Origin of the sequence: Streptomyces fagopyri (assembly GCF_009498275.1) — a bacterium.
GTDB lineage: Bacteria > Actinomycetota > Actinomycetes > Streptomycetales > Streptomycetaceae > Streptomyces > Streptomyces fagopyri.
In genome coordinates, this window is sequence record NZ_CP045643.1 from 6,969,773 (window position 1) to 6,995,815 (window position 26,043).

Below are 26,043 nucleotides of genomic sequence, written 5' to 3' on the forward strand. Positions count from 1 at the left end.
CTGTTTGTGTACGGTCGTACGCATCGATGTGTACTCTTGTACACATGGGATACCTGCTGCTCGCCGGAGCCATCGTCTCCGAGGTGGCCGCCACGACCGCCATGAAGTACAGCGAGGGCTTCAGCAGGCTGTGGCCGTCGCTGGTGACCGTCTCCGGATACGTCGTGGCCTTCCTCCTGCTCGCGCAGTGCCTCAAGACCGTCCAGGTCGGCACGGCCTACGCGATCTGGGCCGGCGCCGGGACCGCCGTCATCGCCGCGATCGGCATGCTCTTCCTCGGGGAGGCGCTCACCGTCACCAAGCTGGCCGGGATACTGCTGATCATCGGCGGGGTCGTGGTGCTGAACCTGGGCGGAGCCCACTGATGGCGCCGCGCCGCTACGACCCCGAGCGACGCCAGCGCATCATCGACGCGGCGATCAGGGTCGTGGGCGGCAAGGGGCTCGCCGGGCTGAGCCACCGCTCCGTCGCCGCCGAGGCCGATGTGCCGCTCGGCTCCACCACCTACCACTTCAAGACCCTCGACGAACTCATGGTCGCCGCCCTGCGCCAGGCGAACGAGGGCTTCGCCGAGATGGTCGCCGCGCGCGGCGCGCTGGAGGACCCCCGCGTCGACCTCGCGGGCGAACTCGCCGGACTCATGGGCGCGTGGCTGGCCGGGGAGCGTACGGGGGTCGAGCTGGAGTACGAGCTGTACCTCGCCGCCCTGCGCCGCCCGGCCCTGCGCCCCGTCGCCGCCGCCTGGGTCCAGGGCCTCGTCGAGCCCCTCGCCCGCCGCACCGACCCCGTCACCGCGCGGGCGCTCGTGGCACTCGTGGACGGGATCTGCCTCCAGGTACTGCTGACCGGAGGCACCTACGACGAGACCTACGCGCGTGAGGTGTTGAGCCGATTGATCGGCGGGAACGGGAACGGGACCGGAGGCTGAGAACGGGTGATCGACGGGCGCCCGCGCACCGGCCCCGGGCCACCGGGCGGGGCCGGCGCCCGGTGACCCGGAGCCACCGGGCGGGGCGCGGAAGGCGGGCGGGGTCGGTCCGGACAGACGGGTCGGACGGGTCGGACGGGTCGGACAGGTCAGACAGGTCGGACGGGTCGGACGGGTACGTCGGTCCGGCCCGGGAGGTCCGGCCCCGGGGGTCCGGGTCGGGGCGGCGGGCGGACGGGTCGGTCCATCGCGCCGGTCCGGTGCGTGGCGCGGCGGGCGTGGCGGCGCGGGTCGCCCGGGACATGAGACGGCGCGGGCGCCGGTTGGCCCGCGCGGCCTGGCCCGCGTTAGGTTTCACCCATGACCGACACGACTGTCACACGCACCACCGGCGCCGTCGCCGCGGGCCTCGCGACCCTCACCGCCGACGGCACCGTCCTCGACACCTGGTTCCCCGCGCCCGAACTGTCCACCGAACCCGGCCCGGCCGGCACCGAGCGGCTGTCCGCCGAGCGTGCCGTCGAACTGCTCGGTGAAGGCGCCGCCAAAGCCGTCGGGCCCGACGCCCGCCGGGGCGTCGAAGTGGTCGCGGTCCGTACGGTCATCGCCTCGCTGGACGAGAAGCCGATCGACGCGCACGACGCCTATCTGCGGCTGCACCTGCTCTCGCACCGTCTCGTACGGCCGCACGGCCAGAGCCTGGACGGCATCTTCGGCCATCTCGCCAATGTCGCCTGGACCTCGCTCGGCCCGGTCGCCGTCGAGGACGTCGAGAGGACACGGCTGAACGCCCGCGCCGAGGGACTGCACCTCCAGGTGACGTCCATCGACAAGTTCCCGCGCATGACGGACTATGTCGTGCCCAAGGGCGTCCGCATCGCCGACGCCGACCGCGTCCGGCTCGGCGCGCACCTCGCCGAGGGCACCACCGTGATGCACGAGGGCTTCGTGAACTTCAACGCGGGCACCCTCGGCACGTCGATGGTCGAGGGCCGTATCTCGGCCGGCGTCGTGGTCGGCGACGGCTCGGACATCGGCGGGGGCGCCTCCACCATGGGCACCCTGTCCGGCGGCGGCAACGTCCGCATCACCATCGGCGAGCGCTGCCTGGTCGGCGCCGAGGCCGGCGTCGGCATCGCCCTCGGCGACGAGTGCGTGGTCGAGGCGGGCCTGTACGTCACCGCGGGCACCCGGGTGACCATGCCCGACGGGCAGATCGTCAAGGCCCGCGAACTCTCCGGCGCCTCGCACATCCTCTTCCGCCGCAACTCGGTCACCGGAACCGTCGAGGCACGACCGAACAACGCGGTGTGGGGCGGCCTGAACGAGGTCCTGCACAGCCACAACTGATCCCCGGCGGCCGTGACATGCGGCCCCCGACCGGTCCATGCTCCGAACTGCCGCCGGGCGGAAGGCGGTTGTCGACGCCGGTCACCATCGAGCGCCCTTCCACGGCCCCAGGACGGCCCGGGAGGGCGCTCGTGCGTGCTGCCCGTGGACCGGTCGCCGACGTGGAGGGGCTTCACGGGGCAAGAGGGCGTGGCCCCCGGGAACGATCTCCGGGCGCGGGCACCCGGTGAGGTCGACCCGTGCCGGGGAAAGGGCCGTTCACCCGGTGGCCGGCAGGTCGCTCGCGCGCGCGTGGGCTGGTGAACTCCGGTGCGCGGGTCGGCGGCGGAACGGTTCGCCCTCCGCGGGCGTCGTCCCTCTGCGGGACACGACGGCCGTGTCCCGGAGAGGGGAACCCGGTGCGTACGGGCGGCTTCGCCAAGTGGACAAGGCGGTTCGAGGACGAACGGGAGAGCAGACGCGCCCTGGGCGACCCGGACTGGGGGCAGGGCGCGACCCTGCATCCGGCGGTGTGGGCCGGCATCCAGCGCTTCCAGGTGGGCGAGGACGGCGACGGCGCCAACCTCGTCGGCAAAGCGGACGAGGCCGGTGACGCCGACTACGCGCGGGCGGTCCGGCTCTTCGTCGCCGAGGAACAGAACCACGCGCGTCTGCTCGCCCGGCTGCTGAGCGCGGGTGGCATACCGACATTGAACGGCCACTGGAGCGACACGGTCTTCGTGCGGCTGCGCCGTCTGATGGGCCTGCGCATGGAACTGCTGGTGCTGATGATCGCGGAAGTGGTGGCGCTGCGCTACTACCGGGCCCTGCGCGACGGCACGGACGACCCGCTCACCGCGGATGTGGCCGGGCGGATCCTGTCCGACGAACAGCGCCATGTCCCGTTCCACTGCGAGCGGCTGCACGCGTCCATGGCCGAGCTGCCCCGCGCCACACGCCGCCCGGTGATGGCCCTGTGGCGGCTTCTTCTGCTGGCGGTCTGCCTCGTCGTCGCCGCCGACCACGGCCCGGCACTGCGCCGCCTCTCCGTCGGACGCCTCCGATTCGTGGCCGATGTCATGGCCTTGTCCGGCGCGGTGGTCACCGCGGTGCTGGTGCCCCGCCCGGACGGGCCGGGGACTTCCGCTACGCGGGCAGCGTCGCCGCGAACTCCCTCAGTGCCGTGAAGTCCGGTGCGAGCAGGCCCTGTCGGGGATCGACATGGTGCAGCAGAGCGGGAGCGGGGTGGTGGGCGGCCGCATAGGTGTGGTCGGCCGGGGACTGTTCGTCGTCCACCCAGGCGAAGGGCCGGCCGTCCGCGTACTCCACGATCCGCTCCGTCTTCCAGTGCACGCCGTCCGGCCGCGTCGCGAACAGGGCGCCGGTGAAGTCGACGTACGGGAGTTCGGGCAGACCGATGACCGGCGCGATGCAGCGGTTGGCGGCGTCCATCCAGGTGGTCGCCCAGCACAGGTCGTAGCCGAGGTCCAGGAGGGCGCGGCCGTGCCCGGGGTGCAGCCAGACCCGCAGGGGCCTGCCGGCGGTCAGCGTCACCCGGATCGTCGTGTAACCCTCGGGCCTGCGCTCCGGCTGGGCCGCGTACGGGTTCAGCGGGCCGTCGACGTCGAGGAACAGCAGTGGTCGGCTCACGGGGCCACCGTAGGGGAACCGGGGCGGGGAGGGCCGGAGAATTTCCCTCCGGCCGGGGCATAGCGGCGCCCGGTTCGGCGCGTCACACGGAACAGGGGAGTGCGGCGAGGGCCGTCGGAGAAGACCCTCGGGAAAGACGAAGGTGACGATGGATGCCGAAGCACAGGAGAACTTCCGGGAGTTCGTGGCGAACCGGTCGCCCGCGCTGCTGAGGACGGCCGTCCTGCTCAGCGGCGGGGACCGGCACGCCGCCGAGGACCTGCTGCAGAATGCCCTGATCAAGGCCGCCGGGCGCTGGCACCGCGTCGACGAACCCGAGGCGTACGTCCGGCAGATCCTGTACCGGCAGCAGGTGAGCCGCTGGCGGCTGAAGTGGCCCCGGCGGGAGGTGAGCGTCGCCGAACCGCCGGAGGGCGCGCGCCAGGGCACGGACGCCTCGGCCGCTGCCGAGCTGCGCGTCGTGATGCGCGGCGCGCCGGCCCGGCTCACCGCACGTCAGCGCACCGTGCTCGTGCTGCGCTACTTCGAGGATCTGCCCGAGGCCGACGTGGCCCGGCTCCTCGGCTGCTCCGTCGGGACCGTGCGGTCCACGACGCACCGCTCGCTCGCCCGGCTGCGCGCCCTCGCCCCTGAACTGGCCGCGCTCGGCCGGGGCGTGGACGAGTGGCCCCCGTCCCGTGACTTCTCGGCCCTGGAGGCGCGCCCGTGAACGTCGACGACCTCGTCCGTGACTCCTTCCACGAGCAGGTGGCGGAGTCCGCCCCGCCGCCGGTGGACTTCGCCGACCGGGTACTGGCCGTCCGACGGCGCCGCCGGACCCGTACGATCGCGTCCGTCGCCGTGGCCACCGCCGTCGCGGTCGCCGTCGCGGTGGCGGTACCGCTGCTGGAATCCGGCAAGGACGATGTGCGCCCGGCGAACGTCCTGGACCGGGGCGACATCCTCGCGCACCCCGGTCAGACCCCGCCGCGTGACCTGATCGCGGTCGGGAGAGTCGCGCTGGCCGCGTACTGGACCACCACGAGCGTCAAGCAGTCGGCGGGCCGTCACGCCGAGGTGCGTACGTACTGGCTCCTCGACGCGCGGACGCACACCTACGAGAAGGCGGCGAGGTGGTCCTTCGTCGCGGTCGCCCCGGGCCTGCGGACCGCCGCGGTCCTGGAGCGCGGCCTGCCCGCCGAGCGGATCGGCCTGCTCGACCTGCGTACCGGCGAGGTGGAACGCTGGATCCCGGTCGATCACACCGTGGGGGCGGTCGCGTTCTCGCCCGACGGTCGCACACTCGTCGCGACGACCTACAAGAAGAACCCCGACGTCCATGTCACGCTGTCGGGCAACCAGTCGAGCCGCTGGCCGAACTATCAGGAGCCGGGCCGGACCGGCTTCTCCATCGTCGACGTCGCGTCCGGTACGGAGTCATGGAACAAGGTCTCGTCCGGTGACGGCACCGAACTCGATGACCGCCAGGACTTCGGCTTCAGCCGCGACGGCAAACTCGTCTACACCGGCCTCACCGTGGAACCCGGCCAGCGGTTCTACGACTTCCGGGGCGCCAGGGTCCCGACGCCCGCGTCCGAGAGACACCTGCGCTGGTACGTCGGCGCGCGGCTGTCCCCGAACGGCCGGCTCGCCGCGGGCGAGACCGAGGACGGCGGGGGGACCGTCGCCTCCGAGATCCTTGATCCCGTCACCGGCAGGCGCACGGCCACCGTCCGGGGACAGCAACTGCTGGCCTGGGCGGACGACAAGCGGCTGATCGCCTGGGACATCACCCCCGGCTCGAACGAGTTCCACAACCGGCTCGTGGTCGTCGCGCTGGGCACTGGCAAGGAGGTACCGCTGAGCGGCTTCCGCGGCGGACGCGACGGAGCCGGCGGACGCTGGACGCCCCTCTTCGCCGAGCGCTGATCAGACGGCCGGCAACTGCTCGTACGCCGCCAGCAGACCGTCGGCCACCTCCTGGCCGGCGGACCGCAGGGGCGCGCGGACGGGGCCCGCGGGCAGGCCGAGCCGGCCGAGCAGGGCCTTCGCGGTGACCGCGCCGGGCAGACCGGCCGACATCATCGACTCGACCAGCGGGATCACCTGCCGCTGGCGCCGGGCCGCCTCGGCGGTGTCGCCGGAGTCGAACGCGTCGAGGATCGCGCGGAAGGCGCCCGGGGCGGCGTTCGCCACCGTGCTCACGTACCCGGCCCCGCCGATCGCCCGCAGCGCGAGCACGTACTCGTCGCACCCGGTGTAGTACGCCAACTCCGTACGGGCCAGCACCTTCTGGGTGCCGAGCAGGTCGTACGCGCAGTCCTTGACGGCCACGATCCGGGGGTGCCCGGCCAGCCGGATCAGGGTGTCGGGCTCGATGCGGGTGCCGGTGCGGCCCGGGATGTCGTAGAGGGCGAGCGGCAGCCCGGTCGCGTCGGCGATCTCGCGGAAATGGGCCTCGACGGCGTCCTGCGGCGGCCTGCTGTAGTAGGGCGTGACGACCAACAAGCCGTCCGCGCCCGCCTTTTCGGCCTCCCGGGCCAGCTCCACGGTGTGCCGTGTGTCGGCGGTGCCGACGCCCGCGAGGATCGACGCGCGATCGCCGACCGCCTCCCGCACGGCCCGCAGGAGCGCGGACTTCTCGGCGTCCGTCGTGGTCGGGGACTCGCCCGTGGTGCCGGACAGGACCAGTCCGTCGCAGCCGCCGCGGACCAGCCGGTCGGCGAGCCGCCCCGCCCCGTCGAGGTCGAGCGCGCCCGTTTCGGTGAAGGGCGTGACCATCGCGCAGAGCGCACGGCCGAAGGGGGGCGCGGGTGCGGCCGAGGCCGTGGTGCGAGGGGTGTGCGTCATGCGAGCAGTCTCGACACTCTCATCGTGAAGCTCCACTTAATTCTTCTACGACATGACGGGAATGTTTGCTACGAGGTTCCTCTTTCGGGGGCTTCCCGGAGGCACTGGTGCCAACCGGGCCCCCCATGGGTCACCATGGCGAGGACGGAAGTCGACGGCAGATCGCGGGAGGCGTCATGAGGCTGGGCAGGGCACTCGCCACCGGAGTCGCGGAGGAGCAGGTCCGCGCGGACGAAGAGGATCTCCGGCAGACCGGGAAGACCGAGGGGGTCGCGGGGATCGAGGAGATCGCGGAACCGGAGACGTCCGCGGCCGCAGAGGTCCCGGTCGCCCGATGAGGCTGCGGCTCCCCGAGGAACGCCCGACGGAGCCGCCGACCGGATACAAGATCGCCCACCCGGTGCTGTCCCAGGACGGCACCAGGGCCGGGTTCACCGGTGTCTCGCTGGGCGGCGCGCTGCCGTACGGAGTGCTGGACGAGGCGCGCTGCGTCTACGGGCTGCGACACCGTACGCCGCACCGTCGCTGCGACTGCGGCTTCCACTGTGTGCACGACCGGACCGCGGCCGAGGCGCTGTTGTGCACCGTCGAACACCGGGCGGCCGTCCTTCTGGAGGTCACCGTCCTCGGCGCGTACATCCGCTTCGAGCGGGGTTTCCGCTACGGCCGCCAGCGGGTGCGGACCGCGACGGTCGGCCCCTGCGCGTGCGGATCGGTGGCCGCCGGGCTCACGGACGCGGGCTGGGGGCGGCCGGGCTGGCGCGGCGTGGCGGCGGTCTGCGCGGGTTGCGTACGCGGCCGCGGGTCCGTGTCGCTCGCCGGCTTCGCCCGGCTGGCCGGGGAGGGGCTGCGGGTCCGTGCCGGGAGCGGGATCGCGGCGGTGGACCCGTCCGCAGGGCTCGGGATCTCCGAACTCGCGGCCGAGGCCGCCCTGTTGCAGGCCCGGCTCGACTGGTTCCAGACCCAGCTGGCGCGTCTCGACGAGGGCGGGGAGCGGGGGTAGGGACTGGCGGCGCGGGTGGCGGAACCGGGCGACGGCGGGCCCGCGCGGTGAGTGTCCGCCGGCGCGCCCGCCGCGGACCTCGCACGCGTCAGCGGGGCACTTCCCGGCACGTGCGCACGTGCCCTCGAACCCGCGCACGCCCGCGCGTCACCCCCGCTGCCACCGGTTCCCGTTCCTTCCCTCCGCCGCCCCTCGGCTGCCGTCCGGGTGCGGCCCCGCGCGAACCCGCCTCACTTCGCCTCGCCCCGCCACCCCCACCCGACCTCACGTCGCCCCGTCCCACCACCGCCTCCGTCCCACCACCGCCTCCCGCCACCCACCGACAACTGCGCCCACCTGGACAAAAAAAGTTTTCGGTGAGACGGTGGAGGCATGTTGGATGTGACCGTGATCGAGGACGCAGAGGCCGCCGCCGTCTCGCTGGACCCGATACGGGCCCGGCTGCTGGCAGAGCTGGCCGCCGGACCCGCGTCGGCCGCCATGCTGGCCGGAAAGGTCGGGCTGCCGCGCCAGAAGGTGAACTACCACCTGAAGACGCTGGAGCGGCACGGCCTGGTCGAGCTGGCGGGCGAGCGCCGTAAGGGCAACGTCACCGAGCGGCTGATGCGGGCGACCGCGGCGTCGTACGTCATCTCGCCCCTCGCCCTCGCCGCCGTGCAGCCCGATCCGGACCGGTTCCGGGACCAGCTCTCGGCCCGCTGGCTGCTCGCTCTCGGCGCCCGGCTGGTCCGGGACGTCGGCTCGCTGATCACCGGCGCCGCCAAGGCCCGCAAGCGGCTGGCCACGTTCGCGCTCGACGGCGAGGTGACCTTCGCGACCGCCGCCGACCGCGCCGCGTTCATCGAGGAGCTGACGCAGGGGGTCGGCGCGCTCATCCGCAAGTACCACGACGGCGACGCCGAGGGCGGGCGGGACCACCGGATCGTCGTCGCCGTCCACCCGACGCTCAGGCCGGAGTCCGTCCCGGAACCCCCCACGGAGTCCGCCGACCCCGGAGCCGCTCCCGTCACGGCCGCTTCCCCCGCGGCCGTCGCCCCCGCGGCCCCCGCCCCGATCCCGCCCGCCCAGAGCTGACCCCAGGAGAATCACCGCCATGTCCAAGGAATTCGAGATCGCCCGCGAGTTCGAGGTCGACGCCACCCCGGAGCAGATGTGGGACGCCATCACCAGCGGCACCGGTGGCTGGCTGTGGCCGATGGAGTTCGAGCCGCGTCAGGGAGGCACCGGACCCTTCGGCTCCACGCTCACCAACTGGGAGCCGCCGCACCGCCTGACCAGCCGGGTCGAGGACGTCCAGGGCATCTCCCAGCAGACCCTCAACCAGATCGACGAGACCATCGAGCCGCGCGACGACGGCCGCCGTTCCTGGATGCGCTACGTGCACAGCGGCATCTTCGTCGACGACTGGGACAACCAGTACGACGGGGCGAGCCGGCACACGGACTTCTATCTGCACACCCTGCGGGAGTACGTGACGCACTTCGCGGGCCGCCCGGTCGCGTTCGCCACCTTCGACGGACCCGAGGCGTCCATGGCCTTTGACGCCTTCACCGCGGTGGGGCGGGCGCTCGGGCTCGCCGACGACACCGAGGCCGGGGCGCGGGTGACGGCCCACGGGCCCGAGGGTGAACTCCTCGACGCCGTACTCGACTTCCGCAACCCCTACTTCATCGGCCTGCGCACCGAGGGCCAGTTGCTGCGTTTCTTCGGACGCAACCACTGGGGTGCCCCGGTCGGCATCAGCGTCCACGACTTCGCGGCCGACGCCGACGCCAAGCGCGACGAGACCGCCTGGCGGGGCTGGCTGAACGGTGTGTTCGCGGCCTGAGCGCCCACAGGAAAGAGCCCGGCCCCCCGGACGACGGGGCCGGGCTCTTCCGTATCCGGGGTTACGGCCTGAACCTCAGCACCTGCGGGTCGTGGTCGCTGATCTGGTCGGAGAACTCCGAGTTGATGTGCACGCTGTCGTAGTCGAGACCGCAGTCCCGGCGGATCGACGGGCTGACCAGGATCTGGTCGAGGACCTGCTCGTTGCCCTGGTAGTCGTACGTGTAACGCTCGCTCTTCGGCAGCGACTTGATCGCCGACCAGAGCTCGCCGCGGCCTTCCAGGATCTTCGCCGTGTCGGAGAACTCGAAGTCGTTCAGGTCGCCGAGCGCGATCACGTCCGCGTCCTTCTGCGCCTTCAGGATCTGGTTGACGAAGGTGTTCTCCGCGGTCGCCTGAAGGTGACGCTGGGTCTCCGAACTGCGCACCGGAGGCTGGTACTGCGCGGTCAGAGCCTGGTCGCCGCCCTTGGAGGCGAAGTGGTTGGCGATCACGAAGACCGTCCGGCCGCGGAAGACGAACTCGCCGGCGAGCGGCTTGCGGCTGGACGTCCACGCCGTGTTGCCCGGGTCGATCCGGCCCGGGGACGCGGTCAGCCGCGCCTCGCCGTGGACCCTGGTGACACCGACGGCGGTCGTCGAGTCGCCGCCCGCGCGGTCCGTGAAGGAGACCCGCTGCGGGTTGAACAGGAACACCTGACGGATGTTGCCGCCCGGCTCCCCGCCGTCCTGGTCGTTGACCGGGTCGATGGAGCGCCAGTCGTACTTCGGGCCGCCCGCCGCGACGATCGCGTCGATCAGCTTGTTCACCGTCTGGTCGGCGGCGACCGTACCGTCGTCCGTCGCGCCGTTGTTGTCCTGGATCTCCTCCAGGGACACGATGTCGGGCGACCGCAGGTTGTTCACGATCGCGGCCGCGTGGGCGGCGAAGGTGCCGTCACCCGGGTCCAGGTTCTCCACGTTGTACGTCGCCACCGCCAGCTCGCCGCGCGACTGGCTCCGGGTCGTCTCGCGCTGCAGGCCCCCCTTGTCCAGGGTGCCCGGCCGGCCGGCGACGAGCGTGTAGCCGCCGAACTGGTTGAAGTCGAGCGGGCCCTCGGTGGTGCCGGCGAGTTCGTCGCCCACGTTCGCGGCGGGGAAGTCGGCGGTCGCACCCAGGGACTGCACCTGGAGACGCCCGGTGTTCTGCGAGGTGTACGCGCCGTAGACGGTGCCGCCACGCCGGTTGGCGTGCTCGCGAGGCTTCACCGTGACCCACAGCTCGCTGTACGGGTCGGTCGCGGTGACCACACGGGCGTCGGAGATCCGGACGTTCATGCCCTCCAGCGACTCGTAGTGGTCCAGGGCGTACGTCTCCGGCTCCAGGGTGAGCGCGTTGACCGAGCCGCTCGCCGCCGTGTCACCGGCGGGGGCGTAGGCGTCCGGCACGGAACGGCTGTCGATCACCGTGGCGGCGGGGACCGCGTTGCCGGACGACAGCACCGTGACCGCCGGCTTGGTGATCTCCGTCACCGACTGGTTGCCGGTGGAGGCTCCGCCCGGCACGAACTCCGAGACGGTGCCCGAGACCGTGACCGAGTCGCCGGCCGCGACCTTCGGGGTGGAGCTGGTGAAGACGAAGACGCCCTCACTGGTGGCGGGGTCGTCGTCCGGTGTGGGGTCCTGGAACCAGAAGCCCTTGGACGAGCCGTAGGTCCGCACACCCGTCACCACACCCGCCACGTCCGTGACCTGCCGGCCGCCGTAGGGGGACATCCGGGTGGTGCCCTGGATGTCGTGGATGCGGACCGTGTCCGCGTGGGCCGGTGCGGTGAGCACGACGGCGGAGACGGTGGAACAGACCGCGGCTACGGTCAGCGCGCCGATGCGCGCGGTTCTCTTGCTCGGCAAGGGAATCCCTCCGGGGACTTACATGAGCGCCGGGACGAGGGTGAAACGGTGGGGGGAGCGCGACCCGTGCACGGGCCGGTGACGCGCGTAGAAAAAATCGGCGAGCCCAACCCCCGTTGAACTTCTACGCGCGTCAATCTCGTGTGTGAGCGGGGGAGTTGTCAAGGTTTCGGTGGTGTCCAGCTCTTGGCAGGGACATGAACCGGGCGGCATGGGTGGAAATCCGTCTAGGCTGAGTCGACCACGTGGATTTCCGGGGCCGTGTCCGGGCGTGCGTGTCCGGGGCGGGCTCCTCGCCCCGGCGGACTCCCTGACGCGCCCCGCCTGTCCCCGCCCCGTCCCGCCCGCCCCTGTCCGTCATGCTTGTACCGGTCCTGTTCGTCGGGTCCTGTCCGGTCCCGCTCGCCGGGTCCTGATCGTTCGGAGGAGAAGCCAGCCGATGTCAGACAGCCCCCCCTTGCCGCCGGTGCGGCTGACTTCCGAAGCGGAGCTGGCGCGGGACGCGCTCGCCACGCCGCTGCTCTCCCGCGCCGCGCGGCTGGCCCGCTGGGCCGGCCCGGACACGCGGGTGGGCGCGGGCGGTGAACTCGTGGAGGAGCAGCTCGCCGGAGCGGCCGACGTGCTCGGGCTGACCGGTGACGACGCCGCGGCCTTCGCCAGTGAGGCCTGGCGGATCGCCGTCGACACCGGGCTCGTGGAGATCGTGGACGAGGACGAGGGCACCGTCGCCGCGGGCGCGGAGCTCGCCCTGCTCACCTCCGGCGGGCCGCAGGACGTGCTGGGGGTGTGGCTCGTGGCCCTGGAGGCGGTGCTCGCCGACGCGAGCGTGCCCGACCTCGACGAACTCGTCGGGGCGGTGGAGGACGGCGCGGAGGTCGACCTCTCCTCGCTGGAGTGGGATCCCGAGGCCGAGGCCGAGTTCCTCGACGAAGTGCTCGGCAACCTGTACCTGCTGACCGTGAGTGACGGCGGGGACGGGCCGGTGCCGCTGCCGGCCCTGGCCGCGTCGATGATCATGCCCGACGACATGGGAGACCCCAGCAACGACGTGCTGGAGCAGGTGTCGGACGCGATGATGCGGCTCGACGACCAGTTCCGGCTGCTGGCACCCGTCGGACTCGTCGACTTCCAGCCGGTCGACGAGGCGCTGATGGCGGACACCGACGAGGAGCCGGCCGGTCCCCTCGACGAGACGGACGTCTCGCGGTACGGAATGGTGCAGCTGACGCCGCTCGGTCTGTACGGGCTGCGGGCCCGGCTGCTGGAGGCGGGACTCTCCGTCCCCGCGGTGGGCGACCTGGTGGACAAGGGCGCGGACGCGCTGCTGGACGGCACCGGCCTCTTCCCGCCGGCCGCGGCGCAGGCCGAGACCGAACAGTGGCTCGCCCGGCGTGAACCCCTCGCCGCCGCCAGGGAGTTGCTCGCCGCGGCTCGTGGCGGCGACGCCGGCGCGCCGCTGCGGCGGCTGCGCTGTCAGCAGGCACTCTCGCTCGTCGGCGGGGAGGCCGAACCCGCGCTGCGGGAGGTCCTCGACGACGCCGAGCTGGGCGGTCTCGCCCGGGTCTGGCTCTCCGAGCACGGCGCCGCCGACGTGCCCCCGCCGTCCGAGACGATGATCTTCTGGCTCACCATCGACACGGTCGCCGCTCAACTCGCGGCCGAGGGCAACTCCGCGGAACTGCAGGGCCTCGTGGAGGGACTGGCGCAACAGCACGGCGGCTTCTTCGCCACGGCGTGGCGCGTCGACCATCCCGCCACACCGGACGTCCTGGAGGCGATGGGCCGGCTGCACCCCGACAAGAAGGTCGCCAAGGAGGCCCGCAAGGCCGCGTTCAAGGCGCGTTCGCAACAAGGGGGCTGAGGCGGGCCGGCACCCGCGCGCCGCGCCGGAAGGGGCGGCGCGCGAGGTGACGGGTGAGGGCGTTTTGGGCTCCTGTGGCCGAGTCCTTACGGATTCATGGAAGGGAGTCCGGTGAAGTCGCCGGGCGTTCAACCCCCGTTCAGCCACGGGCGGGACGGTGTGCCCGCAACACCGTCCGCGGCCCCCCGCGGTCCTCCATGGTCGACCTCACCGTCACAGGAGACACCCATGTCGCTCACCCGCAGGGACTTCGCCAGACGATCCGCGATCACCGGTGCCGGAGTGGCCCTGGCCGGCAGCGTGGGCGCCCTCGCCACCGCCCCGAACGCCCTCGCCTCCACCGACACCGAGAGCGTGGGGGAGGAGTCCGCGGACCGGCACGGCGGGGTGGGCTACGGGCCCCTGGTCCCCGACCCCAAGGGCGTCCTCGCGCTGCCCGCCGGATTCTCCTACCGCGTCATCACCTACAGCGGCCGGACCAAGCTGGAATCCGGTGAGTTCACGCCGTCCAACCACGACGGCACGTCCACCTTCGACGGCCCGCGCGGCACCACCCTCCTGGTCAACAACCACGAGCTCAAGGGCGCCCGCGACAGCTGGAAGTACCCCGTGCCGCTCACCGAGGGCCTGGTCTACGACCCCGCCGCGTCCGGCGGCTGCACCGTCGTCGAGGTACGTCACGACAAGGTCGCGGAGTGGGTCGGCATCGCCGGCACCTCCACCAACTGCGCGGGCGGCAACACCCCTTGGGACACCTGGCTGACCTGCGAGGAGACCGAGGACAAGGCCGGCCAGGGCGGCATGACCAAGGACCACGGCTACGTCTTCGAGGTCGACCCCGCCGACCGGCGCCGCAACCGCGACCCCAAGCCGATCAAGGCGCTCGGACGGTACGCCCACGAAGCGGTCGTCGTCGACCCCAAGCGCGGCCGCCTCTACCTCACCGAGGACGCCGCGACGCCCAACGGCCTGTTGTACCGCTGGACCCCGCCGCAGGGCTTCGAGCACGGCCACGGCCGGCTGCGCACCCTCACCGACGACGCGGGCGCCCTCCAGGCCTTCAAGTGCTTCGACTCGGGCGGCCGTTTCGTCGACGACCTCTCCCGCGCCACGAAGATCGGCACCGTGTACGGCGTCGACTGGGTGGACGTCCCCGACCGCGACGCCAGGACGGTCTCCGTACGCAAGCAGTTCGCCGCGGGTGAGGTCACCCGCGCCCGCAAGCTCGAAGGCATGTGGTGGAGCGACGGCGGCGTCTACATCGTCTCCTCGTACGCCCGCGAGGAGAGCCCCGTCCGGCACGACGGCCAGGTCTGGTTCTACGACCCCAAGCGCCGCACCCTGACCCTCAAGGTCCTGATCGGGGTGAACCCCGACCCGTCCGTGGACGGCGCCTTCGACGGCCCCGACAACATCACGGTCTCCCCGTACGGGGGTCTGGTCATCGCCGAGGACGGCGAAGGCGTCCAGCACCTCTTCGGCGCCACGGACAGCGGCCGCACCTACCCGATCGCCCGCAACGAACTCAACATCGGCACCGAAGAGGAGCCCGCCTACAGCGAGTTCACCGGCGTCACCTTCTCGCCCGACGGCCGGACGCTGTTCGCGAACATCCAGGAGCCCGGGATCATGCTCGCGATCACGGGCCCCTGGAAGCGCCAGAAGCGCGGCTGAACTCCCGCCGCGTTCCCGTCGGATTAAATCGCTCGCCGGGGTCGCGACCGCCCTCCTACAGTGGTGAACGTCCAGGTGCGAAGGCAGGACCTACTTCCACTGATAATGGGGCGGTCGCGGGTTCGAGTCCCGCCGTCGGCACAACGCGCCGATGTAGCTCAGGGGTTAGAGCACCTACGTCGGTTCCGCCGGCTTCGATCTCTGGACACCACAACTTCACGCACCTCCCGGTGCGCGGGCCACGGCTACTTCTCTCTCAAAGAATCCACGCCGCGGCCGACTTGATCTCGGGAGGCGCAGCTCATGGTGGGTGCCCGGTGCGCAGGCAGCGGATACTTCGGGAACTGGTGGGGCCACGGCCTCGTGCGGGTTCGAATCCCGTCATCGACTCCGGGTCGGTGTGGCGGAACGGAAGACGCGCCAGTTTATGAGCAACCGTCGCCGATCCCTGATCTCGGACACCCTCCCTTTGCTGTGCCTTCCTCCGAAACCCATCCGAATCCGGGGGAATTCACCATGGCACGCTTCAACAACAAGGCTGCGAAGGCACAGCCCACTTCCCGCGTGACCTCCACCGGCCGAGTGCTGCGGACGCACCAGGGCGGCCTCGGCCGCGAGCGAGACGCGCGCTCCGAGCTCTTCCTCCTCGCCGTCTCGCACCTCGCCTCGCAGCGGACCTTCTACGAGACCGGCGCCGACCGCGACGACCGGTTCGTCACGCTGGTGCGCGAGCTCGCCGTCCACGACCCCTCGTGGACGGCCGCCCTGCTCGGCTGGCTGCGCGGCGACGGCAACCTGCGCTCCGCCTCGGTCATGGGCGCCGCCGAGTACGTGAAGGCACGCCTCGACGCGGGCACCACCGACGGTCCCGCCAACCGTCAGGTGGTCGCCTCCGTGCTGCGCCGTCCCGACGAGCCCGGCGAGTTGCTCGCCTACTGGACCTCCCGGTACGGCCGCAACGTGCCCAAGCCCGTCAAGCGCGGCACCGCCGACGCCGTACGACGTCTCTACAACGGCAAGTCGCTGCTGAAGTACGACACCGCGTCCAAGGGCTACCGCTTCGGCGACATCCTCAACCTGGTGCACGCGGCGCCCGACCCCGACAAGCCGTGGCAGGGCGAGCTGTTCCAGTACGCCCTGGACCGGCGCCACAACCCCGACACGGCGCTGCCGCCCGCCTCGAACCGTGTGCTCGTCGCGCACCGCGAGCTGATGGCGGTGCCCGTCGCCGAGCGGCGCGCGGTCGTGACGGCCCCGGACGGCGCCGGGCGGCTCGCGGCGGCGGGCCTCACCTGGGAGGCGCTGGCGGGCTGGCTGCAGGGCCCGATGGACAAGGCGGCCTGGGAGGCCGTGATCCCGTCCATGGGCACGATGGCGCTCGTACGGAACCTGCGGAACTTCGACGAGGCGGGTGTCGGCGACGACGTGGCGGCCCGGGTCGCCGCGCGGATCAGCGACCCGGCGGAGGTGGCGCGGTCGCGCCAGTTCCCCTTCCGCTACCTGGCCGCCTACCAGCACGCGCCGTCGCTGCGCTGGTCGTACCCGCTGGAGCAGGCGCTCGGACACTCGCTGGCCAACGTGCCGGCACTGCCCGGACGCACGCTCGTGCTCGTCGACCGGTCCGGCTCGATGTTCTTCTCGCGGCTGTCGGACCGCTCGGAGCTCAACCGGGCCGACGCGGCCGCGGTCTTCGGCACGGCGCTCGCGCTGCGCGCGGCGGACGCGGACCTCGTCCAGTTCGGTACCAGCAGCGACCGGGTGCGCTACCGCGGGGGCGAGTCGGTGCTGAAGGTGCTGGACCGCTTCGGCGACCTCGGTGGCACGAACACCAGTGAGGCGGTCCGGGCGCACTACCGGGGGCACGACCGGGTGCTCATCGTCACGGACGAGCAGGCCGCGTACAGCCACCACGGCGACCCGACCGAGCAGGTCCCGGCGCACGTACCGGTCTACACCTGGAACCTCGCCGGGCACCGGGCCGGCCACGGCCCGACCGGCAAGGACAACCGGCACACGTTCGGGGGCCTGTCGGACACGGCGTTCCGGATGGTCTCCCTGCTCGAGTCCGGCAGGGACGGGGTCTGGCCGTGGCTCGGGTGAGGGAGCGCGGCGGCCCGGCCGTGGCCTGAGGGAATGAGCGCGGGGCCGCCGGGGAAGTCATCGGGGAACGCGGTGACTTGCCCGGCGCGGGCGCGGTGGAGAGGCAGGCCGGTCCCATGTCCCTTTCCTCGTACGAGCGTTACCCGCTGCTGTTCGGGCCCTCGCCGGTGCATCCGCTGGAGCGGCTCACGCGGCACCTCGGGGGCGCCGCGCTCTGGGCCAAGCGGGAGGACTGCAACTCCGGTGTGGCGTGCGGCGGGAACAAGACCCGCAAGCTGGAGTACCTCGTCGCCGAGGCGCTCGCCCAGGGGTGCGACACCCTGGTCTCGATCGGCGGGGTGCAGTCCAACCACACCCGTCAGGTGGCGGCCGTCGCCGCCCACGCCGGGCTGAAGTGCGTTCTCGTGCAGGAGAGTTGGGTGCAGTGGCCGGACTCCGTCTACGACCGGGTCGGGAACATCCTGATCAGCCGCCTGGCCGGCGCGGACGTACGGCTGGTGCGGGCCGGGTTCGGGATCGGCTTCAAGGAGAGCTGGGAGCAGGCACTGCGGGAGGTGGAGGAGGCCGGCGGCAAGCCGTACGCCATTCCCGCGGGCGCCTCCGACCATCCGCTGGGTGGCCTCGGCTTCGCCGGATGGGCCCATGAAGTGGCCGCGCAGGAGCGGGATCTGGGCGTTTTCTTCGACACCGTCGTGGTGTGCTCGGTCACGGGCTCGACGCAGGCGGGCATGGTCGCCGGGTTCGCCGCGCTGGAGGAGGCGGGCGGCAGACCTCGGCGTGTCCTCGGGATCGACGCGTCGGCGGCGCCCGCCCGCACCCGCGCGCAGATCGCACGGATCGCCCGGGGCACGGGACGGCTCATCGGCGTCACGAAGGAACTGACGGACTCGGACGTCGAGCTGGACGAGCGGTACCACGCGGGTACGTACGGGATTCCGGACGAGGTCACCCTGGACGCGATGCGCCTCGCGGCGCGTACCGAGGGGATGGTCACCGACCCCGTGTACGAGGGGAAGTCGATGGCCGGGATGATCGACCTGGTGGCGCGCGGCGAGATCGGGCGCGACTCCACCGTCCTGTACGCCCACCTCGGCGGCCAGCCCGCCCTGAACGCCTACAGCGCGCTCTTCTGATCTGTCGGTGGCGTTCGGTGAGGGCTGATGCCGGGGCCGGGGTGGCGGGTGGAGCCGGGGTGGGCATGGGATGCTCCCGTGGGGGCAGCGCGGACCGCCCGGGAAGGAACGCGGGGACAGTCCCCGTTCGGCGCCCGGCACGACGCGGAGAGTGTCCCCGGTTCGGCGAGGAGTAGTGGAATGGCGCAGGTCAAGCCGATGCGGGCGGACGCGCGGCGCAACTATGAGCGGCTGATCGAGGAGGCCGCCGTGGCGTTCGCCGAGCACGGGGAGGGCGCGTCCCTCGACGACATCGCCAAGCGGGCCGGGGTGGGCTCCGGGACGCTGTACCGGCACTTCCCCACCCGGCAGGCGCTGCTGGAGGCCGTCTACGTCGACAGCATCGAGGCGATCGCCGCCCGCGCGGACGAGATCGCGGCGGAGCTCGCGCCGGGCGAGGCGCTGGTGGAGTGGCTCAACGAGCTGAGCGGGATGATGATCCAGGTCCGCGGCCTGAAGGCGCTGCTCGGATCGGCCGTCTCGGACGGGAGCGGCACGGTGCCGACCGCGTGCGGGACGTCCGTGAGGGGCGCCGCCGAACGGCTGGTCGAGGCGGCTCAGCGCGAGGGCACGCTGCGGGCGGACGTGGAGCCGATCGAGGTGCTGCGGCTGGCGCACGGGGTGGCCACCGCGTCGGAGCTGGCGAACGGCCGGGGGAAGTACATCCGGCGGTATCTGTCACTGCTGACGGAGGGGCTTCGGCCGTAGCGGCGGGTGCCGGGGCCGGGCCGGGACCCGGGTTTGGGCGGAGGCGCGGGCGGGGTGCGGGCGCGGGCGGGTTGTGGTGGGGCGCGGACGCAGGGCGTACGTGGGAGTGGGCGGCGCGCGCGGGCGTGGTGGGGCGGGCGGGGCCGTGCCGGTACATCGAGCCCGTCGCCGCCGGATCGGACGGTGCCCCGCAGGGAGCCGTATCTCGATCCGGACGTGAGCGACGGGCTTGCGATGTACCGGCACGGCCCCTCGCGTGCGGGGGCGCCGCGGGGCCGTGGGGGCGCTCGCGGCTCGCGCCGTCAGAGGGCCTGGGCCGCCGGCTTCACCATGCCGCGGACCGTGCGCGACTTCACGAAGTCGCCCATGGCCGTCATCTCCCACTCGCCGGAGAACTGCTTGATCAGCTTGGCCATCATCACGCCGGTCTGGGCTTCGGCGTTGGTGAGGTCGAAGCGGACCAGTTCCTCGCCGCTCGCCGCGTCGATCAGGCGGCAGTACGCCTTGGCGACCTCGGTGAACTTCTGGCCGGAGAAGGAGTTGACGGTGAAGACCAGGCCGGTGACCTCCTGCGGCAGCCGGCCGAGGTCGACGACGATCACCTCGTCGTCACCGCCGCCCTCACCCGTGAGATTGTCGCCGGAGTGCTTGATCGCGCCGTTCACGATGGAGAGCTTGCCGAAGTAGCAGCTGTCGATGTGGTTGCGCTGCGGGCCGTAGGCGATGACCGAGGCGTCCAGGTCGATGTCCTTGCCGCGGTACGCGGGCTCCCAGCCGAGGCCCATCTTGACCTGGGAGAGCAGCGGGCGGCCGCCCTTGACCAGGGAGACCGTCTGGTTCTTCTGGAGGCTGACCCGGCCCTTGTCGAGGTTGATCTTCCCGGAGGACGGGGCCGCCGGCGGCGCGGGGGGAGCGGCCGGGGGCGGCGGTGCCATGGGGGGTGCCTGGGTGGTGGGGGGCATCGGGGGCACGGGGGTCCGCGCCGGCGGGGCCGGCGGAGCCGCGGGGGCGGGCTCCTCCACCGTGACGCCGAAGTCCGTGGCGATGCCCGCCAGGCCGTTTGCGTACCCCTGGCCGACCGCGCGTGCCTTCCAGGCGCCGTTGCGGAGGTAGACCTCGACGATCACCAGGGCCGTTTCGGTGCCGAGCTGGGGCGGGGTGAAACTGGCCAGTACGGTGTTGTCGTCGGCGTTGCGGATGGTGGCCGTGGGCTCGATGCCCTGGAAGGTCTGGCCGGTCGCGTCGGGGCTCGCGGTGACGACGATCTTCTCGATGCCCGGGGGGACCGCGGTCGTGTCGACCGTGATCGCGTCCGGGGCGCTGCCGCCGCCCGAGCGGTAGGTCACGCCGGGGCCGGTGGGCTGGTTGTAGAAGATGAAGTCGTCGTCGGAGCGCACCTTGCCGTCGGCGGTGAGCAGCAGGCCCGACACGTCTAGCCGCACCGGAGCGGCGACGTCCACCGTCACGCGGGTGACGGGGAGAGGGATGTTCGAGCCAGGGGTCATAGCTGTCATGACTGGGGTAACGACCGGGGGCGCTTTACCGTTCCCTTACCCAAGGATGAGTTGCCCGAGGTGCGTGCGGGGCCGCCGGCACGGCCCTTTTTCGCCCCCCGCCGCCCCTACCCATGACCCATACCGTCTCTGGGGGCTGCCGCCCCCGGACCCCCGCGCCGGCGTTTGAGGACCAGCCTTTCGGGCGACGGCGGGGGTCCAGGGGGCGCGGCGCCCGTGGCGGGGTCCGGGGCGGAGCCCCGGGGATGGGCCGGGTAGGGGCCGCGGGAGCGAGGGAGGCTACGGGACCACGACGATCTTCCTGCCCACCCCCGCGGCGAACTGTTCCAGCGCCTGGGGATAGTCCGTCAGCGGGATGCGGTCACTGATGAAGACGTCCGGATCGAGGACACCCCCGGCAAAAAGCTCGGCCGCCCGTTCGAAGCTGTGCAGGACGGCCATGGAGCCGGTGATGGTGATCTCCTGGTTGTAGATGCGGTACGGGTCGATCGAGACCCGCGTCGCGTAGTCGGCGACACCGAACTGGAGGAAGGTGCCGGCCTTGGCGACCCGGTCCAGGCCGTCCTGGATCGCCGCCGCGTTCCCCGTCGCGTCGATCACCACGTCCCACCCCCGCGGCCGGTCCAGCTCGTCCGCGTTCGCCGCCGAGGCCGACGCCCCCAGCAACCGGGCCGTGGCGAGCCGCTGGGCGTTCACGTCGACCACGTCCACGCTCGCCGCCCCCGTCCGCTTCGCCAGTTCCAGCATCATCAGGCCCATCGTCCCGGAGCCGTAGATCAGGACATGGGCCCCCAGGCGGGAGTTGAGCACGTCGTAGCCGCGCACCGCGCAGGAGAGCGGTTCGACGAGCGCCGCGTCCTGGGTGCGGACGTGATCGGGGAGCTTGACGCAGTTGGCCACGGGAGCGGTCGCGTACTGCGCGGCGCCGCCCGCCGTGGTGACACCGATCGCGGCCCACCGCTCGCAGAGGTTGTTGTGGCCCGTACGGCAGTACCGGCACTCGTGGCAGTGGAGCGAGGGGTCCACCGCCACCCGGTCGCCGACCGAGATCTCCGTGACCTGGGTGCCCACGCCGACCACCGTGCCGGCGAACTCGTGGCCCGGCACGATCGGCAGCTTCGGCGCGAACTCGCCCTGGAGGATGTGCAGGTCCGTGCCGCACAGTCCGCACGCCGCGACCTCGACGACGACCTCGCGCGGGCCGGGCGTCGGGTCCGGGACCTCGGTGACGACGGCGCGGCCCACGGACTCGATGACGGCGGCCTTCATTTCACGGCTCCCAGTGACAGGCCCTGGACCAGTTTGTCCTGGGCGGCGAACCCCGCGGCGAGCACCGGCAGGGAGATGACGAGCGACGCGGCGCACACCTTGGCCAGGAAGAGGCCCTGGCTGGTGATGAAGCCGGTCAGGAAGACGGGAGCGGTCTCCGCGACCACGCCCGTGAGGACCCGGGCGAACAAAAGTTCGTTCCAGCTGAAGATGAAGCAGATGAGGGCCGTGGCGGCGATGCCCGGCAGGGCGATGGGGGCCACGACCCGGGCCAGGATCGTGGGCAGTCGCGCGCCGTCGATCTGGGCCGCCTCGATCACCGCCACCGGCACCTCGGCGAGGAACGACTGCATCATCCACACCGCGATCGGCAGGTTCATGGAGGTGTAGAGGATGACCAGGAGCCAGATGTTGTCGAGCGTCCCGGTGTTCTTCGCGAACAGGTAGATGGGCAGCAGGCCCGCCACCACCGGCAGCATCTTCGTCGACAGGAAGAAGAACAGGACGTCGGTCCACTTCTTCACCGGCCGGACCGAGAGCGCGTACGCCGCGGGGAGGGCGAGCAGCAGGACGAAGAGGGTGGAGGCCACGGAGGCCACCAGCGAGTTGGCCAGTGCCGGCCAGGGGCTCGCGCCGCCGCCGGTGCCGAAGAAGTCGCGGTAGCCGTCGAGGGTGAGGGCGGCGCCGAAGGACGGCGGGTTGGTCGCCGCGTCCGCCTCCGAGTGGAACGACGTCAGGGCCATCCAGGCGATGGGCAGGAAGAACAGCACACCGAGTACCCAGGCCAGCAGGCCCAGGCCCGTTCCCCGGGTGCGCCGGGGACGTACGCGGATCGTGGTGGTGCTCATGCGCGGGACACCTCCTCGCGGAACAGGGACGAGACCACGCGCAGCGCGAAGGTCGCGATGATGATCGAGCCGAAGACGACCAGGACCCCGGCGGCCGAGGCCAGACCGTTCTCATGGGCCTGGTAGAAGCTCTGGTAGACGGTGTAGGGCAGGTTGGCGGTGCCGAGGCCGCCGGAGGTGATCGTGAAGACGGCGTCGAAGTTCTGGACGATGTAGATCGAGCCCAGCAGGGCGCCGAGTTCGAGGTAGCGGCGCAGGTGCGGGAGCGTGAGGTGGCGGAAGACCTGCCAGTCGCTCGCGCCGTCCACCCGGGCGGCCTCGATCTGCTGCTGGTCGCGGCTCTGCAGGCCCGCCAGCAGGATCAGCATCATGAACGGCGTCCACTGCCAGACGAGGGAGGCCTCGACGGCCAGCAGCGGGGTGTTGGAGATCCAGTCCGGCTGGGGGCCGCCCACATAGTGCAGCAGACCGTTGAGAAGGCCGTATTCGGGGTTGTAGAGCACATGTTTCCAGAGCAGGGCCGCGGCGACCGGGACCACCAGGAACGGTGCGATCAGGAGCGTGCGCACCACCCCCCGCCCGCGGAACCTGCGGTCCAGGAGCAGTGCGAGGGCGAGGCCGAGGAGCAGGCTGACCAGGACCACGGCCGCCGTCAGGAGGATCGTCGTCCAGACCGAGTGGCGCAGGTCGGGATCGGTGAGCACGTCCGAGTAGTTGGACAGGCCGGTGAAGTGACGGGCCTTCGGGTAGAGGGAGTTCCAGTCGAAGAAGGAGATCACCAGCGTGGCCACGAACGGGAGCTGGGTCACGGCGATCATGAAGATCAGGGCGGGGAGCAGCGGGGCACGGGTGGCCCAGGCGCGCAGGCGTCCGGAGGGTGGCCGGGCGGCGCGGACGGGAGTGGTGGCCAGGGGGGCTGTCGTCGTGGCGGTCATCGTCCCTCGTACTCCTTGGAGATCTTCTCGGCGAGTTTCTGGGACTTCTTCAGGGCCGAGTCGACGGACTGGCGCCCGGCGATGGCCGCGCTGATCTCCTGCGAGACCTTGGTGCCGAGATCGGTGAACTCGGGGATGCCGACGAACTGGATGCCGGGCGCGGGGCGCGGCTGCACTCCCGGGTCGCGGGGACGGGCGCCCTCGATGGCCGCGCGGGTCATCTCCTGGAAGGCCGAGGCCTCTTTGGTGTACGCGGCGTTGGTGTAGGTCGAGGCGCGTTTGCCGGCCGGCACGTTGGACCAGCCGATGGTGTCCCCGACCAGCTGTTCGTACTGCTTGCTCGAGGCCCAGGAGATGAACTTCCAGGCCTTGTCGGAGTTGTGGGAGGCCTTCTGCAGGCCCCAGGCCCAGGTGTAGAGCCAGCCGGAGGACTCGGTCTTCTCCACGGGTGCCGGTACGTAGCCCATCTTGCCCTTGACGGGGGAGTCGGACGCCTCCAGGGATCCGGCCGCGGAGGTGGCGTCGTACCACATGGCGACCTTGCCCTGGGTGATGTTGTTGAGGCACTCGGCGAAGCCGGACTGGGCGGCGCCGGACTCGCCGTGCTCGCGGACGAGGTCCACGTAGAACTTCGTCGCCTTCACGAACTCGGGGGAGTCGAGGCGCGCCTTCCAGTCCTTGTCGAACCAGGTGCCGCCGAAGGTGTTCACGACGGTCGTCAGCGGGGCCATCAGCTCACCCCAGCCGGGCAGGCCGCGCAGGCAGATGCCCTTCATGCCGGACTCGGCGCCGTCGGCCTCGGCGGCCAGCTGTCCCACCTGGTCCCAGGTGGGATGCGGGGGCATGGTCAGGCCCTTCGCGGCGAACACGTCCTTGCGGTACATCAGGAAGGACGACTCGCCGTAGAAGGGCTGCCCGTAGAGCTTGCCGTCGTCGGCCGTCAGGGACTGCCGCATGGGCGCGAGGATGTCCTGCTCGTCGTAGCCGCTGTCCGGGCGGACGTAGGAGTCCATCTCGTGCAGCCAGCCGTTCCTGGCGTAGATCGGTATCTCGTAGTTGGACAGGGTGGCCACGTCGTACTGGCCCGCCTGGTTGGCGAAGTCCTGGCTGATCTTGTCGCGGACGTCGTTCTCCGGCAGCACGGTGAAGTTCACCTTGATGCCGGTGTCCTTGGTGAAGTGGGCCTTGGTGAGTTTCTGCAGCTCGACCATCTGCGGGTTGTTGACCATCAGGACGTTGATGGAGTCGCCGCCGGAGCCCGCCCCGCCCGCTCCGGTCCAACACCCGGAGAGCAGCGGGGTGAGCAGCGTCCCTGCGGCGACCGCGGCGAACAGCGCGCGCGGCCTCCGTCGGCTCGGGGTTCGCATGGATCACTCCTGGACTTATAGGGAGATATGGGGTGTTGCCGGGTGTGGGGGCCCCGGGAAGGGTGACTGGAGATGGGGGTGGGGCGGGTGGGGGTGAGGGGGAAGCGCGGGGACGGGGGTGGGGGACGGGAACGGGTGCGGGGGTGTCGGACGGGTGTGCGGGGGCTGGATTCGGTTCTCAGACGCGTATGACCTGGGGTCCCTGCAAGGAGTAGCGGTGGGCCTCGGCCGTCGGGAGCAGGGTGCTCGTGACGATCGTCTCCAGGGCGGTGATCTCCGCGAAGCGGCAGAAGCTGACCGCCCCGAACTTGGTGTGCACGCCGGCGAACACCGTGCGCCGGGAGGCCCGGATCGCCTGTGCCTTGACCTCGCTGACCGCCGGGTCGGGGGTGGTGAGGCCGTGTTCGCGGGAGATGCCGTTGGCGCCGATGTAGGCCAGGTCGATGACGAAGCCGGCGAGCATCTTCGTCGTCCAGTGGTCCACGGTGGCGAGGGTGCCGGGGCGTACCCGGCCGCCGAGCAGCAGGACGCTGGTGTTGTCGGCCTCGGCGAGCGCGCCCGCCGTGGCGAGGGACGCGGTGACCACGGTCAGCGGCCGGTCGTGGGGCAGCGCCTCGGCGATGAGCTGGGGGGTGAAGCCCTCGTCGACGAAGACCGTCTCGGCGTCCCCGAGCAGTTCGGCCGCGGCGGCCGCGATCCGCCGCTTCTCGGGTACGTGGCTGGTGGCGCGGAAGGCGAGCGTCGTCTCGAATCCGGCGCTCTCGACGGGATAGGCGCCGCCGTGGGTACGGCGTACCAGGCCGTGGTCCTCCAGGGCGCGCAGGTCGCGTCGTACGGTCTCCTTGGCGACGCCCAGTTCGGCGGCGAGCGCGGTGACGTCGACCGACCCGGTACGGCGGGCGGCCCGGACGATCTCCCGCTGACGTTCTTCCGCGCTCATGGCCGGCACCCGCTTCCCGCGTCCTGTCCTCGCTGCCCGTTCGGGCCCGGTCGGGCCTTGGGGGAAGTTCTACAGGGGGCGCGCGGCACTGACCAGGCCTGTTGCACGCCCGATGATGCCCGGCTGTGCCCGTTCGGCGGCGCCGGGGAGCGCGCCGGACCTGGGGCGGAGCGGTCGCGGGGGTGGGATCGGGCAGGGTT

General features: G+C 71.8%; 24 protein-coding genes. 15 read left to right on the plus strand and 9 right to left on the minus strand.

Features of this window, described 5'->3' with window-relative positions; all coding sequences use genetic code 11:
* Window positions 1-44: 44 nt before the first annotated feature.
* From GFH48_RS30090 to GFH48_RS30105, 4 genes are all read left to right on the plus strand, one after another.
* Complete coding sequence (locus tag GFH48_RS30090) at window positions 45-365, plus strand: DMT family transporter (RefSeq protein ID WP_153291242.1); 321 nt, start codon at window positions 45-47, stop codon at window positions 363-365.
* Window positions 365-928: a TetR/AcrR family transcriptional regulator gene (locus GFH48_RS30095; protein WP_153291243.1), complete on the plus strand. Its 564-nt coding sequence runs from the start codon at window positions 365-367 to the stop codon at window positions 926-928. Before GFH48_RS30090 ends, GFH48_RS30095 begins: the two co-directional genes overlap by 1 nt.
* A gap of 360 nt (window positions 929-1,288) precedes the next feature.
* The gene (gene dapD / locus GFH48_RS30100; protein ID WP_153291244.1) at window positions 1,289-2,278 is read left to right on the plus strand and encodes a 2,3,4,5-tetrahydropyridine-2,6-dicarboxylate N-succinyltransferase; all 990 of its coding nucleotides are present in this window, start codon (window positions 1,289-1,291) and stop codon (window positions 2,276-2,278) included.
* 398 nt (window positions 2,279-2,676) lie between these two features.
* The gene (locus tag GFH48_RS30105; protein WP_153291245.1) at window positions 2,677-3,444 is read left to right on the plus strand and encodes a ferritin-like domain-containing protein; all 768 of its coding nucleotides are present in this window, start codon (window positions 2,677-2,679) and stop codon (window positions 3,442-3,444) included.
* On the opposite strand, the gene GFH48_RS30110 is transcribed toward GFH48_RS30105, so the two are convergent.
* Entirely contained in the window at window positions 3,404-3,907 is a 504-nt protein-coding gene (locus GFH48_RS30110) for a hypothetical protein (RefSeq protein WP_153291246.1), read from the minus strand. The two genes, GFH48_RS30105 and GFH48_RS30110, sit on opposite strands and share 41 nt — an antisense overlap.
* Before the next feature lie 148 nt (window positions 3,908-4,055).
* Between GFH48_RS30110 and GFH48_RS30115 the strand changes: the two genes are divergently transcribed.
* Complete coding sequence (locus GFH48_RS30115; RefSeq protein ID WP_153291247.1) at window positions 4,056-4,616, plus strand: SigE family RNA polymerase sigma factor; 561 nt, start codon at window positions 4,056-4,058, stop codon at window positions 4,614-4,616.
* A complete protein-coding gene (locus GFH48_RS30120; RefSeq protein ID WP_153291248.1) occupies window positions 4,613-5,815 on the plus strand; it encodes a WD40 repeat domain-containing protein in 1,203 nt (400 codons plus the stop codon). Before GFH48_RS30115 ends, GFH48_RS30120 begins: the two co-directional genes overlap by 4 nt.
* Here the strand turns inward: GFH48_RS30120 and dapA are convergent, their stop codons facing one another.
* On the minus strand, window positions 5,816-6,736 hold the full coding sequence (gene dapA, locus GFH48_RS30125) for a 4-hydroxy-tetrahydrodipicolinate synthase (RefSeq protein WP_153291249.1): 921 nt from the start codon (window positions 6,734-6,736) through the stop codon (window positions 5,816-5,818).
* A 176-nt stretch (window positions 6,737-6,912) separates the two neighbouring features.
* On the opposite strand from dapA, the gene GFH48_RS38695 reads away from it, so the two are divergent.
* From GFH48_RS38695 to GFH48_RS30140, 4 genes are all read left to right on the plus strand, one after another.
* Window positions 6,913-7,074, plus strand: a complete 162-nt coding sequence (locus GFH48_RS38695; RefSeq protein WP_194280719.1) for a hypothetical protein — start codon at window positions 6,913-6,915, stop codon at window positions 7,072-7,074.
* Complete coding sequence (locus GFH48_RS30130) at window positions 7,071-7,739, plus strand: hypothetical protein (protein ID WP_153291250.1); 669 nt, start codon at window positions 7,071-7,073, stop codon at window positions 7,737-7,739. The genes GFH48_RS38695 and GFH48_RS30130 overlap by 4 nt, the downstream gene beginning before the upstream one ends.
* Window positions 7,740-8,111: 372 nt before the next feature.
* Window positions 8,112-8,813 carry an ArsR/SmtB family transcription factor gene (locus GFH48_RS30135; RefSeq protein ID WP_153291251.1) on the plus strand — a complete coding sequence of 234 codons (702 nt, stop codon included), beginning with the start codon at window positions 8,112-8,114 and terminating at the stop codon, window positions 8,811-8,813.
* Window positions 8,814-8,832: 19 nt separating this feature from the next.
* On the plus strand, window positions 8,833-9,567 hold the full coding sequence (locus GFH48_RS30140; RefSeq protein WP_153291252.1) for an SRPBCC family protein: 735 nt from the start codon (window positions 8,833-8,835) through the stop codon (window positions 9,565-9,567).
* A 61-nt stretch (window positions 9,568-9,628) separates the two neighbouring features.
* Here GFH48_RS30140 and GFH48_RS30145 read toward each other — a convergent pair whose 3' ends face one another.
* Entirely contained in the window at window positions 9,629-11,455 is a 1,827-nt protein-coding gene (locus GFH48_RS30145) for an endonuclease/exonuclease/phosphatase family protein (protein ID WP_153291253.1), read from the minus strand.
* 439 nt (window positions 11,456-11,894) lie between these two features.
* Here GFH48_RS30145 and GFH48_RS30150 point away from each other — a divergent pair, with 439 nt between their 5' ends.
* The 5 genes from GFH48_RS30150 to GFH48_RS30170 all read left to right on the plus strand — a co-directional run bounded on the left by GFH48_RS30150 (window position 11,895) and on the right by GFH48_RS30170 (window position 18,970).
* Window positions 11,895-13,316, plus strand: coding sequence for a hypothetical protein (locus GFH48_RS30150; RefSeq protein WP_153291254.1), 1,422 nt, complete (start codon window positions 11,895-11,897; stop codon window positions 13,314-13,316).
* A gap of 228 nt (window positions 13,317-13,544) precedes the next feature.
* Window positions 13,545-14,990 carry an alkaline phosphatase PhoX gene (locus tag GFH48_RS30155; RefSeq protein WP_153291255.1) on the plus strand — a complete coding sequence of 482 codons (1,446 nt, stop codon included), beginning with the start codon at window positions 13,545-13,547 and terminating at the stop codon, window positions 14,988-14,990.
* Between the two features lie 516 nt (window positions 14,991-15,506).
* A complete protein-coding gene (locus GFH48_RS30160) occupies window positions 15,507-17,090 on the plus strand; it encodes a TROVE domain-containing protein (RefSeq protein WP_153291256.1) in 1,584 nt (527 codons plus the stop codon).
* Between the two features lie 116 nt (window positions 17,091-17,206).
* Window positions 17,207-18,223, plus strand: a complete 1,017-nt coding sequence (locus tag GFH48_RS30165) for a 1-aminocyclopropane-1-carboxylate deaminase (protein ID WP_153291257.1) — start codon at window positions 17,207-17,209, stop codon at window positions 18,221-18,223.
* Window positions 18,224-18,403: 180 nt separating this feature from the next.
* Window positions 18,404-18,970, plus strand: a complete 567-nt coding sequence (locus GFH48_RS30170) for a TetR/AcrR family transcriptional regulator (RefSeq protein WP_153291258.1) — start codon at window positions 18,404-18,406, stop codon at window positions 18,968-18,970.
* Between the two features lie 302 nt (window positions 18,971-19,272).
* On the opposite strand, the gene GFH48_RS30175 is transcribed toward GFH48_RS30170, so the two are convergent.
* From GFH48_RS30175 to GFH48_RS30200, 6 genes are all read right to left on the minus strand, one after another.
* Complete coding sequence (locus GFH48_RS30175) at window positions 19,273-20,475, minus strand: TerD family protein (RefSeq protein WP_153291259.1); 1,203 nt, start codon at window positions 20,473-20,475, stop codon at window positions 19,273-19,275.
* Between the two features lie 288 nt (window positions 20,476-20,763).
* A complete protein-coding gene (locus tag GFH48_RS30180; protein WP_153291260.1) occupies window positions 20,764-21,753 on the minus strand; it encodes a zinc-dependent alcohol dehydrogenase family protein in 990 nt (329 codons plus the stop codon).
* Window positions 21,750-22,601 (minus strand): carbohydrate ABC transporter permease, encoded by an 852-nt coding sequence (locus GFH48_RS30185; RefSeq protein WP_153291261.1) that lies wholly within the window; start codon window positions 22,599-22,601, stop codon window positions 21,750-21,752. The genes GFH48_RS30180 and GFH48_RS30185 overlap by 4 nt, the downstream gene beginning before the upstream one ends.
* Complete coding sequence (locus GFH48_RS30190; RefSeq protein ID WP_153291262.1) at window positions 22,598-23,536, minus strand: carbohydrate ABC transporter permease; 939 nt, start codon at window positions 23,534-23,536, stop codon at window positions 22,598-22,600. Before GFH48_RS30190 ends, GFH48_RS30185 begins: the two co-directional genes overlap by 4 nt.
* On the minus strand, window positions 23,533-24,903 hold the full coding sequence (locus tag GFH48_RS30195) for an ABC transporter substrate-binding protein (RefSeq protein ID WP_153291263.1): 1,371 nt from the start codon (window positions 24,901-24,903) through the stop codon (window positions 23,533-23,535). Before GFH48_RS30195 ends, GFH48_RS30190 begins: the two co-directional genes overlap by 4 nt.
* A 178-nt stretch (window positions 24,904-25,081) precedes the next feature.
* Window positions 25,082-25,843, minus strand: coding sequence for a DeoR/GlpR family DNA-binding transcription regulator (locus tag GFH48_RS30200; RefSeq protein WP_194280720.1), 762 nt, complete (start codon window positions 25,841-25,843; stop codon window positions 25,082-25,084).
* Window positions 25,844-26,043 lie beyond the last annotated feature (200 nt).